Here is a 17,556-nt window from a genome sequence, read left to right on the forward strand (position 1 = left end):
TCGATCGCGACGATTCGAATGACGTGAAGAGCATTTCTTTGTGGACAAACGGTTCGAAGGGAGAGCGTCATGAGCAAGGTACGTGTCTTGATCGAGGTCGCGCAGCCGACGGTTCGCGGCTTCGCCTTCCACTCGGCGGCCGCGGGCGCGCCGCAGTCCGCCGGGGAGAACGCGCTCGCGGGCCTCGCCGGCTTCGGGATCGACGTGGAGAACATCGCTCCGATCCCGATGTTCGACGAGCTCGCCGTGCGCGGCTTCAGCGCCATGGCGGGCGCCGCGTCGAGCTTCGACGCGGGCGCGTCGACGGTCGTCGTGCCGGCGGAGGTGCCGGAGGCGAGGCTCGCGGAGATCGCGGCGATGGACGGCTACACCGTGTGGCCGAATTCAGCGTTGACGCTCATCAACCAGGACCGGGATCGGGACGCCATCTCCGCATTCGACCCGGGTGACACGGACATGGGCGCCATCCTGGATCTCGCGCGCTCGTCCGGCACCGTCGAGGTCGAGCCCTACCGCGCGGGCGTGTCCATCCGCGCAATCCGCAAGCTCCTCGGCGTCGATCGCGTCTGGGGCGATGGGTTCCGGGGACAGAACATCGTCGTCGGCATCATCGACGAGGGCGTGAACGGCAGCGAGTATCCCGTGGTCGGCGGATACGACCGCCCCGACTGGCCGAAGCGCCCCGGCAAGGCGAAGATCACGAGCCACGGCTCGATGTGCGCGGCCGACGTGCTCGTCGCGGCGCCCGCGGCGCGCATCTACGACTACCCGTTCCTCGGCGTGCCCGACTCGCTCGGCGCGCTCAAGATGTTCCAGGCCGTCCTCGAGCAGCGCAGGCTCGACGGGACCCCTCACCTCACGAACAACAGCTACGGTTATTATGGAATCCCGACGCGCGCCCAGCAGCCGCGGCACGAGGTCTGGGACATCAACCATCCCATCCACCGCAAGGTGCGCGAGGTCATCTCGTCGGGCGTCGTCGTGCTCTTCGCCGCCGGCAACTGCGGACAGCCTTGCCCGGCCGGCAATTGCGAGAAGAGCTCCATCGGCCCCGGCTGTTCGATCCACGGCCCGGCCGCGCTGCGCGAGGTGATCACCGTCGCGGCGGTGAACGCGCGGCACGAGCGCGTCGCCTACTCGTCGCAAGGCCCCGCCCTGGAGGCAACGGGGTTCTATTGCGACAAACCGGACGTCGCCGGGTATACGCATTTCTTCGGGAATTTCGGGCCGGGCCGCCCGGGGGGCCTGGCGATGCCCTACGACAACGGCACGTCGGCCGCGACGCCGGTCGTCGCGGGCGTGGTCGCCCTTTTGCTCAGCGCATTTCCAGGGGCGACGCCGGACGACATCAAATCCGCGCTGGTGCGGACGGCCGTCGACCTGGGCAAGCCGGGGTACGACCACGAGACCGGCTACGGCGTCATCAACGCGGCGGCGGCATACGCGCACCTGCAGCGCGTCGTGGGAGGCACCGCCGGCGCCGTGTTCCCCTTGCGGGCGAACCTGATCGGCGACAAGTACTGACGCAGGCAGAGGGAGGGGTGGCTCCATTGAACCCGACGAAATGGCTGGTCACGACGCGCGCGCACGTCACGGCCGAGGAGCTCCAGGCTGCCTTGTCGCCCAACGCAACCGTCGATCGCTCGGAGCCACCGATTCCGCTCGGCGAGGACGAAAAGGTCTACGTGGTCCTCGGGCCCGCCGATCTCGATCGCAGCCTCGCGCTCACGGCCGACGTCCTCGGCATCTCGCCCGTCTCTCCCATGACGCTCTGGTAGCGGCGCCGTGAGTTCCTTGCGACGACGCGTTCGACCATGATAAGCGGACGATCCTGCTCGTTCGTGCCCGGGACAGGCGTCGCGCCATGCACACAGTGATCCTTCGCTTCGAGTCGGCCGCATCGGGGTACACCTTGTCCCTGCTCGAGGGGGACGACGACGGGAATGCGTGGCCCGACGCGCCGTCGGCCAAGGCCGACGTCCCCGCGGCCGACGTGGCGGCGCTGCTGAAGAACGCGCCTGCCCTCGACGACGACACGCGCGCCGAGACGGCGGACGAGAAGACGGGGGAAGCGCTCTTCGGCCTGCTGTGTCGCGGCGACGTCGAGCCGAAGGTCGCCGCGGTCCTCGAAGCGGATACGCCGTGCCGCTTCATCCTGGACCTCCGCGCGGACGAGCTCGAGGCGCTGCCGTGGGAGGCGCTGCGATACCGTCGTCGATTCCTCTTCGTGGATCAGACGCAGATCTGGGCGCGCGGGACCATCTCTCCCGCGCGCCCGTTCGTCGAGCGCGCCTGGCCGCTCAAGGTCATGATCGTCGTCGGCTGCGGCCCGGGGTCCCAGATCGCATACGAGGAGGAGCTCGATGCCGTACAATCGGCGCTCCGCAACATGGGGCACGCGGCCGAGTACGTCGTGCTGCACCGGCCGTCGAAGGAGCGAATCCTCGACGAATACGAGAAGATCCGCCCGCATGTCTTTCACTTCATCGGCCACGGTCGGGCCGCGGTCGACGGCATGAAGGCCCATCTCGCCGTGGAAATCCCGGAGGGCAAGCAGAAGTGGGCCTGGAACGACGACGACATCGCCGAGACGTTCCGCGGCGGAAAGGCCCCGATCGTCGCGGTGATCAATGCATGCGGCTCGGCCAGCATGGGCAACGGGGGCTTCAGCGTGGCGCGGGCGTTCCTCGACGCGGGCAGCGGCGCGGCGGTCGGGATGCAGGGAAAGGTGCCCGGAAAGTCGGCCGCCAAGTTCGCCGAGGCGCTGTACGGGGCCCTCGCCGACGGAGGCGGCGCGACGCGCTCGCTCCCGGAGATCGTGGCGCGCGCGCGCTCCAAGGTGAAGCAGCTCGATCAACGCGCGGCGTGGGCGCTGCCGGTCCTCGCGCTCCGGGTGCGGCCGGAGCGCACGCTGCCGATATCGTTCGCCCCCGCGCCACGGTATGTGCAGATCCAAGCGCGCGTCCCGGAGTTCGCCCCGAAAGAGCCGTTCGTCAACCGGCGCGACGAGCGTCGATTCCTGCGACTCTGCCTCGACGGGGAGGACCCGCGCGCCCCTTCCGTGACGAACGACGACCTCGGGCAGCAACCGAACAAGGGCCCCGCGCTCCCGCCGGTCTTCGTCCTCAAGGGGCCGGCGAGAATAGGAAAAACCAGGCTCGCGCACTGGATGCTCGAGCACGCCGAGCGGCGGGGCGTGCGCGGCGCGTATCTCGATTGGAATCGCGCGGACGCGAGGCGCGACATCGTCGCGGTCCTGCGGTTCATCCGCGACGGCGAACGCGGAGCCGCGTCGATCCTGCGCTGCGCGTTCGCGGACGAGCCAAAGGCGTTCTCCAGGTTCAATCGTGATCTGAACGAATTGCTGCAGGGCAAGGTCCCCCCGGACGAGGACCCGGCGTCCGTGGTGGCCGACGCCGGCCTCGAGCACGACACCTCGCGGGCCAAGCAGGAGGATCTGATCCAGCGGCTCTTCGATTCCTTCTGCGACGCGCTCGCCCGCGCGACCACGAGCACGCCGACGGTCCTCGCCCTCGATCAGTTCGACGCGATCAAGGACAGCCCCGCGCTCGATTACTTGCGGCCTCGCCTCTTCAACGTGATCGCCCAGAACAAGATCCCCGGGCTCCGGCTCCTCCTCGTCGTGACGGAGGACGAATACCGCAGGATGGACCTCGATAGCCTGCCCCAGCGCTCGATCGATCTGTCGATCTGGCCGTCGGACCAGTTCGGCGAGCTCTTGCGCGAATATGGCGGTCGCGTGTGGGAAAACCCGGCGAGCAAGCAGCTCTTCGAGACGCTGGTCAAGGTGTGGGTAAAGCCTTTCGGCCCGGAGCAGCTCAGGGACGTCCACAAGGTGTGCGTCATGGCCGGTGCCGGCGCCCCGCCGGGAGGGAACTCGTGAACGGCGCATCGATACCGGACATCGTCGAGCGCCTCAAAAAGGGCACGAGCCCCGAGGAGCTCCTCTTATCGGTTCTCTCGCCCGAGGAAAGGCGAATCATCGACGCATGTGTTCTCGTCCGCTCGATCGATCGAGCGGTCTACGAGGAGGTCCTCGGGTCGCGCGTCCTCGAAGGGGCCGCGAGCTTCGAGGACCTCGAACGACAGGCGTTTCTCGAGCGCGACGGACGCCGTGACGGGGCGTTCCGGGTGCGACCGTCGATACGACGATTGCGTTTTTCGCGGCTGCGCGAGGAGGCCAAGCAGGCGTGGGCCGGCTGGCACGACGCGCTGGCCCAGCATTACCGGGGGCGCGCGGAGCCGGCGGCCACGCTCGAGGAGCTGTACCATACCGCGGCATTCGATCCGGGGGCCGCCGGGAGGCGCGTCGAGGAGCTCTTCTCGGTGGCCGACGCGCGCTTCGATCTCGTGCGCTGCGGGGACGTGCTCGACGCCGTGTCGGCCGAGGAGCTGCTTCCGCTTCCGGACGAGCTCGAAAAACGCGTGACTGCGCTCCGCTCCCACCACCGGGCCCGGCTGCGGTGGGCCGACGAGTATTATCGCTCGGTATCGTACCTCGAACGGAAGGCGCTCGACGCGCACGCCGATCGGGTGCTCGACGGCGCGAAGGCGGGGGATCGGACGGAGCCGTGGATCCATCAGATCGTCGCCAAAGGGGGCATGGGAAAAACCGCATTCCTGCGGTGGCTCATCGCGCGCCGCGCCGTGCCCGAGCGCATCCCCTGCGCCAAGGTCGATTTCGATTTCGTCGAGCGGACGCACGCCGCCCGCGAGCCCGCGCGGCTCCTCGTGACGCTCGTGACCCAGCTCGACGATCAGATCGGCGGGCGCGCGTTCCGCGAGATCCTCGCGCGGTTCGCTGCGCGCGAGCGGCTCGGATCGACGGCGACGAACCCCGGGAGTGCGGACCTACCGCACGAGATCGGCGCGGCGCTCCGTGGATCGAATCCGGGCGTGGTCCTGCTCGTGCTCGACACGACGGAGGAGTCCATTCTCTACGATCGCGAGACGCTCCCCCACCTCATCGAGGCCGTCGCGCGGATCCACGACGAATACGCGGGCGTTCGGCTGATCCTGTCGGGGCGATACGATCTGCGGGAGAAGCTTGCGGACGAGCGCTTTGCCGAGCGGTTCGGCGACGCGCTCGCGCCCGTCGTCGTCGAGCCTTTCTCGAACGAAGAGGCGCGGCGTTATCTCGTCGAGAAGCGGGACGTCTCCGAGGCCGAGTTCGGCAAGGACGTGATCGACGCCGTCATCCGCAAAGCCGAGGGGATCCCGTTCAAGCTCGCGCTCCTCTGCGATTTGCTGCGGGCGGGCGAGCCGATCACCGCCGAGACGATCGACAGTTATCCCTCCGCGGATCTCCTCTATCTCATCGAACGCGTCGTCGAGCGGCTCCCGAATCCCCTGCTCCGCTGGGTGCTTCGTTATGGCGTCATCCCCGAGCCGCTGGATCGTACGTTCCTCGTCGAGGTGATGTGCGAGCACCTGAAGCGAGCGCTGGCCGGCGGCTCGGGCGACGATCCGCGCCGGGGGCTCGAGACGATTCGCGGGCGCGAGAATGTGTTTCCGACGGGGCTCCTCGACGGAGGGGCGACCATCGATCTCGACGCGTTGTGGAGCGAGCTCCTTCAATATGCGAGCTCGGTCTCGTGGGTCAGCCGCGAGGCGAACGACACGGTGTGGTTTCATCCGGAGGTGCGGCGGCCGATGCTCGATCTCCTGCGCAAGCAGGAGGTGTGCGTCGCGCTGCACCGGGACGCGGCGGCCTATTTCGAGCGCCGCGCCGCGGCCGAACCGGGCGCATGGGAATCGTGGATGTCCCGGGCCGTGCAGCACCGATTCGAGGTCGACGGGGCGAAGATCCTCGATTGGTTCGACGCGGCGCCGCGTGACGACCGAACGGAGCGCCGCCTCGCGCTCGCGCGGCTCGTGCTCGAGCCGGTGCGCAAAGCCTTCCTCGACGAAAAGGGCGCGCCCCGGGTCGGGGCCGATGGCAAACCTCTCGCGGAGCCGGCCCGGGTTTGTCGGGTGTATCGCGTGATTGCCCGGACGGCCCTCGATCTCGCCTGGTCGCCAGCGCCTGACGACTGGATGGCGAACTGGCCGGAGCTCGACAGGCCGCCGTGGAAGAAGCAGGCGGCGCTCTGGGAGGAGGCCAGGCGCGCGGCGACGGCGCGTGGCCTCCTCGCATCGACGTATTCGTTCGGCGAGACGCATGGCGCCGAGGACGCGTGGCTCGAGGGATCGCTCCTGCTCTTCGCCGGGGACGCGGCCCGCGCGATCGAGGTCCTCGCGAATGCGCCGGCATCCGACGACGGCGCGCTGCGCGTCGCGATCGAGTATGCTCTCGGAGAGGCGCGCGCCGCCTGCGCGCAGAAGACGGCGCAGAACCATTTCCGCAAGGCCGTCGAGCTCGCCGAAGCGCTCCGGCTGCCGGAGGAGCATGGCCTGCCGCTGCGCGTGCGTCTCGCGCGGGAGCTCCTCGCATGGGACGTGCCTCATGCGGCGGTCCGGGGCCTGACGAAGCCGCTGGTCGCGACCGTGCCTTCCACGAACATCGCTGGAATGGCGCGCGGGTTCGACGCGCTCGCGGAGGCGTTGATCGCGGATGGGCGTGCCGAATCGGCGCAACGGTACATCGGATGGCAGGAGGCTCGAGCGCGCGCCTTGCATTCCCGCGCTCACCTCGGCATGAGAAACCCACGCGCGGCGCTGGTCCCGGTGACCGCCTCCCAGGCGCTGCTGTCGTCCCTGGCGACGCTCGCGGACGAGGCCGAGGCGAACGGTCGCGCGCTCGCGGACCTCCTCGACATCCATCGCGCCTACCCGCAGTTCCAGGAGGCACGCAAATACTGGATCGAGCTCGGCGCGCGGGAGGCGGCGCTGCGTTGCCTCCTTCCTTGCATCGACCTCGCCCTCGAATGCGGTGACATCCGGCGCGCCACACGATTCCTGCAGGAGGCCGAGCGTGACGAAGTCGCGTCCGAGAGCGAGTTCGGCGTGCTCCGGGGCCTCGCGAGCGCCAAGGTCCTCCTCGCGAAGGGCGAGGGTGACGAGGCGCGAACCACGCTCAGGTGGCTCTTGCACATCGAGTCCTTGCCGCCCCGGCAGCTTCTCCGGATCGCATTCGTGATGCTCTCGGCCGACCAGCCGGACGATGCCTGGCGCCTCATCCGCGATGCGCTCGCGCGTGTCCCCTCGGTGACGGCGCGGCTCGCCCTGCTTGCGCCCCTCTTGCGGAGCACGCCACGATCGAAGCTCCCTGAATGGATCCTCGGGACCATCTCGAAGGCCATCCCTCCCGTGATCCCCCGCGGCTTGAAGAAGACGGAGGCCATGATGGCGGGGCTCGCCGCAGCCGAGCTTTATGCCGTGATGGGCCGCGGGCCCACGGCCCATGGCCTGCTGGAGCAGGCGGCGGACCTCGCGCGGAACAACCTCGAAATCACGTCGTTCCCGGTCGTCGATCTCGTTCGCATCGGGGCACGGCTCGGCGTCGCCCCCGATAGGCTCGACGAGATGCGGCGGGATTTCGAGCGCGAGTTCGTCGACCATCCCCTGCTCCTTGCCACCGTCCTCCTCCAGCGCGCCGAGATCCTCGTCGATCAGAGGGCGAAGCCCGACAAGATCCTCCCGCTGCTCGATCACGCCGAGCCCGCGCTTCAGGGAACGGTCACGCGCTGGAACGTGCGCCACGAATTGCTGCGCGCCCACATTGCATCCGCCCTCGGAAGAGAGCAGGAGGCGGACGAACGAATGCACGTCGTGGATGCCCTCGTCAACGAGCTGGGCGGTCCGAGCGACGAGACCGTGATGGCCCCGAAGCGAAGGCGTCGCCGGGGGGGCGTCGTCCGCGACAATGCCATCCCCCGCGAGGTAGCCGAGACCCCGTCGCCCGAGAACGTCGTCGTCCGGATCCCCGCGAACGGCGATCCCGCCTGGGAATCGATTCTGAAATCGTTGCGCCCCTACCATTCACCGTTCGCGTCCAAAGCGGCCCCCTATTTCACGAACCGCTGGCCCGAGTCAGCCACGCGAATGGGTGCGGCCCTCGCCTTTCTCAAGGCGTTTCCGGATCACCCGAGCAATGTCTGCCTGGAGATCGACGACGAGGTGATCGCCGTGCTGCCATGGGAGCTCGCCCGGATGCCCGGCGATCAGCCGCTTTCGAGGTGGGATCGTGTTCCTTGCTTGTACCGGGCCTCGGGCACGAAGCCGCCCGAGGCGCGCGCCCAGGTCGCGTGGGTCCAGCGCACCCTCTCGGCCATCACCGGCAACCTGGTCGATACGGACGGGATCGCCGGTGCGGCCACGGCGGCGGCCGTGACGTCGTTCCAGCGAACGCAAGGTCTCCCGGAGACCGGCGTCGCGGACGTGATGACGCGCCTGAAGCTCGCCGAGGCGGAGCGCGCGCAGCGGGGCATCCGGCGTCCCTTGGCGCTCGTGATGAAGCCGAGCCGCGGGCGCAGCACGGCAGCGCAGCGCAGCCTCGACAAGGGCGTCGAGGTGGAGTTGCTCTACGAGCGCGCCGGATTCGTGGTGGTCGTCGTCGAGGATCCGGAGCCGAAGAAGATCATCGAGGCATTCGGCGTCGCCTCTCCGAGCCTCCTGCACATCGGCGCGGCGTTGCTCCCGACACACGCGGAGCGAGGCGTGGCGCTCGATTTCGCGGCGGAGTGGCAGCGCGGCGCGCGTGACCTGCGTGATATCCGCTCCGAGCTCGAAGCGTACGAACTCTCGGAAGTCCTCGATCAACTCCCCCCCGGAGCCCCGCGCCCCGTCATCGTGTTGGACGTGCCGCGCCCGTCCATCGTGGAGGAGACGGTCCTCCTCGTCTTCATGCGCAATGCATTCGCCGCGTCGCTCCTCGACCTCCAATGCGTCCCCGCCGTGCTCGCCACCATGCTCGATCCGCTCGCCGCCGAGACGATGACGAAGGCGCTCGGCGCAGGCAAGACCGTGGGCGAGGTTTGTCGGGAAATCACGACGCTCGACGAGCGCGTGGCGTACACGGACCTCGCGGGGTTGTTGGGCCGCGCCGCGACGGCGCTCTTCACGCACGCTCCGGACACGAGGGCGACCTCGGGAGGGGCGAAATGACGGCGTTGTCCCTGGCAAACCGCAAACGGGAGGACATCAAGCGCAGGCTCTCGGCCCTCGGCGAGGAGCTCGACGCTTGGTGCAAGCTCAGCGAGCCCGGAGAGCCGTTCTCCACGCACCATTCGCAGATTCGACGCCTCCGCGGCCAGCTCGTCGGCTTCCGGGACGTGATCGCAGGCCGGCTCACCGCGTGCGCCGATCCGCTGGAGGCGGGCGGCGAGATCCAGCAGCGCAGCCTCGAAATGCACCGCATCTGGGAATTTTTCCGGAGCAAGCTCGCGCAGCGAACGGTCCCCTGGTACCGCAACTTTCTCCTCGCCACCGACGAGCTCGCCTGGGCCTGCTATCGCCCCGTCCGCGATCTCGCCGTGGCGGCGGGGCACGTGCCATTCGGGGACGTCGCGGAGCCGCCGCTCGTGTTCCTGAACGGCGCGTCGAGCCCGCTCACGTTCCCGAGAAATCGACGCTACGAGGCCGAGCCCTCGCTGTTCCGGGAAGGAATCGGGGCGCCCGAGCTCCAGTCCGTCCTGTCGCGCATGCCGGTCCCCGTCATCGGCTTGCCCTGGTTCGAAGTCGCTCACCTGCCGGACGCGCTGCTGATCGGGCACGAGGTCGGGCATGTCCTCGAGGATTTTCTGAACCTCTCGGCGCGCCTCGGGAGCTCGCTCGAAGACGCCTTCGCGAAGATCCCGCTGGAGCGCCGGCAGGCCTATCGCGCCTGGTGCGGGGAGATCTTCGGGGATCTCACGGGCACCCTCGCCACCGGCCCCGCGTTCCTCGACGCGATGGTGCATTACCTCGCGCAGGGAAAGACGTTCATCCAGGCGGAGGCGCAGGCCGCGCCTTTCGCCATTTACCCCACCCGATCGCTGCGCGTGGCCCTCTGCCTCGTCCTCCTCGCGCGCATGGGGTTCGCCGCGGACGCCGCGCGCCTCCGCGATGCGTGGCGCGAGACGTACGGCGACGAGCACCCCATGAAGGACTTCGAGGCCGATCTGCCGGCGGTCGTCGACGCGCTCGTCGGCACCCCCTTCCCCGAGCTCGGCAAGAAGAGCCTGGTCGACGCGCTCGCATTCTCGAGCACCCAGCATGAAAACGCGAGCCGCGAGGCCAGCAAGATCCTCGCCGGTCTGCAGCTCCAGAGCGCGGACGTTCGCGCGCTCTTCGCTGCCGCCGGGCTCGCCTATGGAAAAAACCCGAAATCGTACGACGAAAACGAGGGGGACGACGCCGTGCTCGGGAGGATCCTCGCCGTTCGCTCGGATCTCGTGCGCAGCGACGAGGAGATGCGGGATCTCGACGCCTACGACGCGGCGCAGGCGGCCAGGCTGTGGGAGCGCCTGGCCGGCCCCTGATCACGCGCGCTGCAGGCCGCGCTACGTCGGCTTGTAGGCCGTGACCCGCAGCGGTCCCTCGTCGCTCAGCAGCACGTGCAGCCGGGGATCGCGGAGCACGTCCGCCACGGGCATCTCCTTGCCGTCGACGATCATCGTGCCCTTCACGAGCCGAATCCCGTGGCTGTAATCCGCGTACGTGTCGTCGTGCGCCGTGCACAGATCCTGGATCGCCGTTCCATTCGGGTAATGCCAGCCGTAGATGGCCACCTTCCGGCCGCGCCAGATCAGGCGGTTCGTGATCACCACGTCCTTCTTGTGCCCGGCGACGAGCGTGCCGGTCCCGCGGCCCGCGCGCTGGGCCTCGACGAGATCGTCGTGCCGCTTGAAATACGGCGTGCACGTCATCTCCGGGCAAGCCGGGAGCGAGCGCGGCGTGAGGCGCAGCGCGGCCTGCGCGTGGATCCGATTGACGAGCTTCGTCGTCGGCAGGATGCAGCCGAAGGCGTCCGCGATCCGCTGCGCGGTGAGCGGCGCCATGGGGAGGCGGAAGAAGTCGGCGTCGGTCCCGACGCACAGGTAATCCGGCAGCACGTACACGACGCCCGTGTGCGTCGCGCCCTGCGCGTCGACCGCCGAGAGCTGGATCGGCTGCCACGATTGCAGGAAATCCGGCGTCGCGCCGGACGTGATGGCCTCGTGGATCGCGTCCTCGCGGGGCTGTCCCAGGAGCGAGCGGATCCGCTCGTAGAACGCCGATCCCGTGAGGCTCTCGGAGCCGGTCTTGTCGACGCCGGCGGGCACCTCGAGCGCGCGCACGCTCGGGACCGTGACCGAGACGGGATCGCCCACCTCGACGAGGCGCGCGATCTCGAAATGCATCCCGTCGAGCCGACCCGAGAAATGCCCGCCCCAGAAGAACCCGAGCTCGTTGGCGATCTGGACGAGCTCGCGCACGCTGCCGGGCTTGCCCACGCGCGCCGGCTCCGCCCCATAACCGTTCTGCGCGGCGTTGATGTCGAACGCCGACCCGAACGCGTGCTGGCTCAGGATCGTATCACTGCCGCGAATGAAGCGCGGATTGTAGCAGCCGTCCCAGGTGAGCACGCGATCGAGCAGGCGCGCGCGCTCCCAGGCCGCGAACAGGGCGCGGATCTGGTCCGCCGCGCGGCGATGGCAGGTCACCTGCCCCTTCGGAGCCGCGCCCTTCTTGCCGACGAGCTGCGGGACCTCGATCGTCACGATGTTGTCCTTCGCCCACGAGCCGAGCACGCGAATGCGCTCACGCTCCCCCGGATGCGGATCGGCCACGTATTCGAACTTGCCGAAGAGCGCCTGCCGCTCGGCGAGGCCGATGGTCGGCAGATCGTCCGGGCGCGGGGGCCAGTTCGGGCCCTTCTCCTCCAGATCCTCGGGATCGGGCAGGGAGCCGAAGCCGAGCTGGAGCGCACAGGCGAGGGTGTTGCGACCGACCTTGCCATCGGCTTCGAGGTGATGGGCCGATTGGAATGCCACCGTCGCGGCCAGCGTGTCGGCGCCGAAGATGCCGTCGGCGATACCCGGATCGAACTTTTGCCCGATGAGGAACAACTGCCATCCGGCGACGTCGTCGCCACGCAAGCCTCGTTGCAGCACGCGAGTGATCATTCCATGTCTCCAATCGTCGAAGGCCCTCGGTGCTTTTCACGAGGTGTGCCAGGACGGCGAGGCTCGACGCTCGCCAGAATAACGGGCGCGGCGAGGCGCGAGGCCGCGTCTCCGGCGCAACCTTTGCACTTCGCGAATGCACCGGATGCGCCGGCGTCATGGCAGATGGGCAGGCGTCCGACGAGGCGCAGAGGGCACGCAGGGTGCATGCCCAGGAAGCCTCATTTCGACGATACTGACGCTCGTCCACAAGGAGCCCCCGCCATGATGCGCCTCGTTCAGCCTGGATCCGGTGACCCCCGCACGCTCTTCATCTTCTACCTCGTGGGCCAGCACCTCGACGCCGAGTTACGTCGTGTGCTCGGTCCGGGGCCGTGCATCGTGGCGTACGTGCAGGGCAAACCCACGCAGAGCCTCGACGACGCGGTGGCCCAGGCCCGGGGCCTCGCGCGCTTCGAGCGCCTCGGGCGCCTCTGCCTCGTCGGTTATTCGCTCGGCTGCAGCGGCGTTCGCGCGCGGCTGCTCGAGGGGAGCAAGTCGCTCGACGCCCTCGCGGCCCTCTTGCTCGTCGACGGCACGCACGCCTCGAAGCCGCCCGCCACCTGGCAGATCGACGTCTGGCAAAAGCAGTTCGACCGCGCCCGCCGCGGCGAGATCCTCGCCATCGCGACGCACACCCTCCAGACCTACGTCGAGCACTTGAGCGGGCAGGAGACGCCGTTCCTCGCGACCGTCACGGTCCTGCGCAAGGCGACCGGGTTTCCGCTCGACGCGGCGGGGCCCGTGGACGCGCCGGTCGAGGTCGCCGACGGCAAGCTCCGCGTCTGCTCGTACCAGAGCAAGAGCATCGACGCGCAGGCGCACATCCTCCAGCAGCGCAAGGCCCTTCCGGATCTGCTGGCGCGCTACGTCCGCCCGCACCTCGACGAGCTCGACGGCAAGAAACCCGGGCCGACGGCGCTCGCGGCGAGCGACGTGCCCGTCCTCTTCGGCGCCGAGGCGCTCGACGTGGCCGAGCGCTCGCGCGCCACCTCCGCGCCGACGCGTCCGCCGCTGCAGCACCTCCTGCGCCTGGGATCGAGCGGCCCGGAGGTCGTGACCTGGCAAAACATCGTCGGCGTGGATCCGGACGGCATCTTCGGCCCGGAAACACAGGCCGTCACGAAGCGCTGGCAGCGGGACCATGGGCTCACGGACGACGGGATCGTCGGTCCGCTCACGTGGAACATGGCCATGGGCGCGGGCGAGGCGCCGAAGACGGGCGAGGTGCCGAAGGTGGCGACGTCGCTCGGCGAGGAGGAGCTCGCCTCCGTGCTGGAGCAGGGTCATCACCTCGCGCTCGACGCGTCGCCGAGCCGCAATCGTCTTGCGTGCGCGTGGGCGCAGGTGGCGCTGGAGAACGGGCGCGGCGGGGCGGTCTGGAACAACAACCTCGGCAACATCACGGCCTTCGGATCGTGGCCGGGCGCGTATTACGTGATCCGCGTGGCGGAGCGGGTGAGCCGGAATCCGGACGTGTGGAAAGAGATCGACATGCGGTTCCGGGCGCACGCAGACGCGATCGCGGGGGCGGCCGATTACTGGAAGGTGATCTCGAAGCGATATGCCGCGGTGCTCCCGTTCTTCGACGCGGGAGACGCCGAGGGCGCGGCGTTCGAGCTGTCGCGGCTTGGCTATTACACCGCGCACGCCGACCGGTACGCGCGGGCGATGCGGAGCCTGTACCAGGAGTTCTTGCGCCGGGATCTGGGCGGCTGAACGCGCGGCGAGCGTGACGCCCGCGAGGCTCAACCCGCGGGCGTCGGTTTGTCCTTCCCGGGGCGCCGCCCCGCGGCGAATGCCTCGAGCAGATCGACGATCGAACCGCAGCACGGGACGTACGCCGAGCTTTCGAAGGGCGAGACCCAGACGGCCTGGCTGTCGCTCTGGAGATCCAGGGCGAACACGTAGCGCTCCTCCGGCGGACCGGAATACAGGACCTCCCCGAACTGAAAGTAACGCTCCTGGTCGACGAAGGGGCCTTCGTCGGTCACCGAGGGGACGAGCTCCCCGGAGAACCCGTAGAGGCCGAGCGAGAGCTCGTCGTTCTCGAGGTTCACGCCGCCGGTCCGCCGCAAAAACGCGAGATACGCGGTCTGCTTCGCGAGCGCAGGCGTCTCGGCGAGGAGCTCGTCGCGGTACGCGGAGAAATCCTCGTCGGGTACGCCGCTCGGATCCTCCAGAAAGAAGTCCTCCCGCTTCTGGAGGGCGGAGAGCGCTGCTTCGAGACGTTCGTCATCCATGTCGATCGACCTCAGGTGGTGCGTTGTGCGCGAACCGTGAAGGTAATGGCGAGCTGCGGCGACTTCTTCACCGTCTCCGCGCTGTCCGAGTTCCTCGTCTTCTCGTGAACATACCCCGGGAAGTCCTCGGCGACGAAGCGCTGGACCTTGTGGTCGAGCCCGAGCTTCGCCATCGTCTCGTGGAGCTTCCATCGCCTCAAGCGGAACATGCTGGAGATGATGATGATCCGCCCGCCCTCCCGGATGCGTTGCATGGCGGCTGCGAGGAACTGGGAGATGAGAGCGATGTTCGCCTCTTCATTGCCCTGCGTGGTTTTCTTGTCCTTCTTTTTCGTCAGGACGAACGGGTGATTGAACACGATGACGTCGAACGTTCCTTGCGGGAACGTCGTCGGATCGCAGGCATCGACCTGCCTCTCGACCTCGACGTCCATGGCCTGGAGCGCCGCCACGTTCTCGGCCACGGCCGCGTCCCTTCGTTGCTCCTTCTTCGACTTCTTCTTGAGCGCCTTGCGCTCCTCGACCGTGAAATCCGTCGCGACGAGGCGCCCGCCGAGCGTCATCTTCCCGGCGATGCTCAGCGCGAACGTGAAATTGCCTTCCCCGACGAGCAGCACGCTCGTCTCCTCCGTCGGCGTGACGCTCCCCGTCGGCATCGCCTCCGTGGGCATGACGAACTGCGGGTTGATGATGGCCCGGACGTGCCACTTGCCCCCGACGGGGATCACCTCGAGCACGGTGAACCCGTAGCGGGTGCGAATGACCGCGAGCAGCGGCGTCAGCACCGCGGCGCCCACGCGGGTCCCGGCGAATCGATTCACCGCCGCGACGGCCGCTTGCGTCCCGAGCCGCAGCCGCGTGTTCGGATCCTGCGGCACCCCCGCCTGCGCGACGAACTTCCCGAGCCGCCGCGCCTGCGCCACGATCCAGTCGATCACCCGCTCGAGCGCCCCGTCGATCGGCTGCCGCACGCGGGTCACCACGTTCGTCACCGCGTCGCTCGCCTTTCCGAGCCCCGCGATGCGCGCGAGGAAGCTGATGACCAGCGTCAGCAGACGGGCCATCGTCTGCTCCACGCGGTTCGCCGCCGCCGCGATCGCGCCGCCCGCGATCGCCGCGATCGAATCGATCATCGTCGCCGCGACCTGCGCGATCTGCTGCAGGCGCTCGATGAAGAACATCACCGTGTTGTAAATCGCGAGGATCGCCTGCACGAACGCGCCCGCCGGGCTCAGCATCGAGACGAGCTTCGTCACCGCCGCCGTCACGATGCGATCCCGCACGAACGCCATGATCTGCTCGAGCACCATCTCGCGCAGGTTGCTCAGGCTCTCCTGGATCTTCTCCCACGCCGCCGCCGGCCCCTCGCGCACCAGCGTGAGCACGATGTCGAAGCCCGTTTCCATGGCCGCGACCGCGGTCTCGCCCACGGCCCGCACGAGCTTCTGCCGGATGTTTTGCCAGGTCAAACCCAGCACGCTGAGGACGAACTTCACGATCTCGCGCAGGTTGAGGGCCTGCGGGATGTAGATGTTCGCCCCGCTCATCGCGCCCGTCAGCCACCCGATCAGCGCCCCGCGCAGGTGCGAGAGGATGTTCGTCGCGAACTGGCGGAAGCCCTGGATCCCCGCGCGCACGAGGTTCCCGACGAAGCCTATCGGGTCCTTCAGGATCGTGCGGAACGCCGCGGCCGCGCGCCGCAGGTACGGCATCACGTTCGGCGCGACGACCTCGAAGACGATCTGGAGCAGGTCCCAGACGGTATTCAAGGCCCAGCCCGTGAAATCGGCGATGAAGGTCCCGAACACGCCCGCGACGCGGCTGAACGCCTGCGGCAGCGCCACGATGTCCGAGAGCTCGAGGCCGCGGAGCGCCTCGACGAACCGCGACGGGATCGAGCGCACGAGCCCCAGGAGCCCTTGCAGCGCGTTCTGGAACCATTGCCATGCCCTCGGGATGGCATTGGCGCGCTTCAAATTCTGCCAGAGCTCCTCCTGCCCGACGAGCTTCATGAAGCCGCCGATCAGGGTCTCCGCGTTGCGCGGCACCGGGTCGCCCGTGATCGGGTCCTTCCCGAGCACCGCCTTGAGCAGGTCCCAGCCGCGCGTCTGCGACGCGAGGCCCGCGAGCGGCCTCAGGATGGCGTCCTTGACGAGATCGACCATCCCCCGCAAGAGCCCGCCGAGAAATCGCGTGATCCGATCGATCGGCTCGGTGAAGATACGCTTCGCCCGTTGCCAGACCCCGCCGAGATCGAGGAGATCCGTGATGCCCAGCGAATCGAGGAAGCGGCTCACCGCGTCGCGGATCACGCCCGCCGTCATCCCGAGCGAGCGGATCTGCGCCTCGACCCAGGCCCCGGCGCGCTCGAATACGCCGTGATTGTCGAGCGCCATCCGGATCAGCCCGCCGCCGGGGAGCATCTCGATCACGCCACGCAGGATGTTCGCGGCGCTCCGCTCGACGCGGCTCATGTCGATGGGGTTCACCCCGAGGATGATCGTGAAGAGCCTGAATCCCGGGATCAGGTTTGCCTTGTCCGCGAAGTACGCGAGCGCGTCGCTCATGCCGAGGCGCTGCACCGCGGGCGCGCCCACGCGCTCGGAGACGGACGGCTCCGCGCTGCGTTGCACGGACGCGCCTTGCTGGATCGTGTGCGTCAGCTCGTGCGCGAGCAGCTCCTTGCCCTCGGACGTCTCCGGCTTCCAGCGATCGCGGCCGAAGAAGACGTGGTTGCCCACGGTGAACGCCTGCGCGCGCACCTGCCGCGCGAGCTTCGCGGCGGCGTCCCCCGCGTGCACACGCACGGCCCCGAAATCGGCGCGGAAGCGCGGCTCCATGAATCGACGCACGCCGGACGGCAAGGGGCTGCCCGCGGCCTTTTCGTTCGCGATCTCGGCCGCGATCCCGGGCGCCACCGTCCCCGGCCCCTCCGCCTTGCGATCGATCGTCCCCGGCGCGCTTTGCTGCCGCATGAGCGCCGCCGCCGCGCCGAAGCGCTCCGTCGACGGCGCCGCCATTCGCATGATCTTCTTCGCGGTCGCCTCGGCCTCTCGTTCGGCCGGGTCACGCGGCGAGGAGACACGCAGGTCGCCGGCGCACTGAATGCGCCCCTGCGCCACCGCTTGCGCGACGGGCTGCACCGTCGGCGTCGGGGGCCGATTCACCGTCTTCTGTCGCCCCCCATCCATCGAACCCATGACGCCTCGCTCTTTCGCCGTGTGCCG

At 68.8% G+C, this 17,556-nt stretch carries 9 protein-coding genes; 6 read left to right on the plus strand and 3 right to left on the minus strand.

Going from position 1 to position 17,556, the window contains the following annotated elements; all coding sequences use genetic code 11:
• Window positions 1–69 precede the first annotated feature (69 nt).
• The 5 genes from QHF84_RS20025 to QHF84_RS20045 all read left to right on the plus strand — a co-directional run bounded on the left by QHF84_RS20025 (window position 70) and on the right by QHF84_RS20045 (window position 10,421).
• On the plus strand, window positions 70–1,524 hold the full coding sequence (locus QHF84_RS20025; RefSeq protein WP_281314939.1) for a S8 family serine peptidase: 1,455 nt from the start codon (window positions 70–72) through the stop codon (window positions 1,522–1,524).
• Between the two features lie 26 nt (window positions 1,525–1,550).
• A complete protein-coding gene (locus QHF84_RS20030; protein WP_281314940.1) occupies window positions 1,551–1,778 on the plus strand; it encodes a hypothetical protein in 228 nt (75 codons plus the stop codon).
• An 86-nt stretch (window positions 1,779–1,864) separates the two neighbouring features.
• A complete protein-coding gene (locus tag QHF84_RS20035) occupies window positions 1,865–3,904 on the plus strand; it encodes a CHAT domain-containing protein (RefSeq protein WP_281314941.1) in 2,040 nt (679 codons plus the stop codon).
• Window positions 3,901–9,066 (plus strand): peptidoglycan-binding protein, encoded by a 5,166-nt coding sequence (locus QHF84_RS20040; RefSeq protein ID WP_281314942.1) that lies wholly within the window; start codon window positions 3,901–3,903, stop codon window positions 9,064–9,066. The genes QHF84_RS20035 and QHF84_RS20040 overlap by 4 nt, the downstream gene beginning before the upstream one ends.
• Complete coding sequence (locus QHF84_RS20045) at window positions 9,063–10,421, plus strand: hypothetical protein (protein WP_281314943.1); 1,359 nt, start codon at window positions 9,063–9,065, stop codon at window positions 10,419–10,421. Before QHF84_RS20040 ends, QHF84_RS20045 begins: the two co-directional genes overlap by 4 nt.
• A 21-nt stretch (window positions 10,422–10,442) precedes the next feature.
• On the opposite strand, the gene QHF84_RS20050 is transcribed toward QHF84_RS20045, so the two are convergent.
• Window positions 10,443–12,047, minus strand: a complete 1,605-nt coding sequence (locus QHF84_RS20050) for a M15 family metallopeptidase (RefSeq protein WP_281314944.1) — start codon at window positions 12,045–12,047, stop codon at window positions 10,443–10,445.
• A gap of 264 nt (window positions 12,048–12,311) precedes the next feature.
• On the opposite strand from QHF84_RS20050, the gene QHF84_RS20055 reads away from it, so the two are divergent.
• Window positions 12,312–13,805, plus strand: a complete 1,494-nt coding sequence (locus QHF84_RS20055) for a peptidoglycan-binding protein (protein WP_281314945.1) — start codon at window positions 12,312–12,314, stop codon at window positions 13,803–13,805.
• A 29-nt stretch (window positions 13,806–13,834) separates the two neighbouring features.
• Here the strand turns inward: QHF84_RS20055 and QHF84_RS20060 are convergent, their stop codons facing one another.
• Window positions 13,835–14,329: a hypothetical protein gene (locus QHF84_RS20060; protein ID WP_281314946.1), complete on the minus strand. Its 495-nt coding sequence runs from the start codon at window positions 14,327–14,329 to the stop codon at window positions 13,835–13,837.
• A gap of 11 nt (window positions 14,330–14,340) precedes the next feature.
• The gene (locus QHF84_RS20065; RefSeq protein ID WP_281314947.1) at window positions 14,341–17,529 is read right to left on the minus strand and encodes a Rossmann-like fold-containing protein; all 3,189 of its coding nucleotides are present in this window, start codon (window positions 17,527–17,529) and stop codon (window positions 14,341–14,343) included.
• Between the last annotated feature and the right edge of the window lie 27 nt (window positions 17,530–17,556).

Source organism: Polyangium sp. y55x31 (assembly GCF_029946505.1).
Taxonomy (GTDB): domain Bacteria; phylum Myxococcota_A; class Polyangia; order Polyangiales; family Polyangiaceae; genus Polyangium.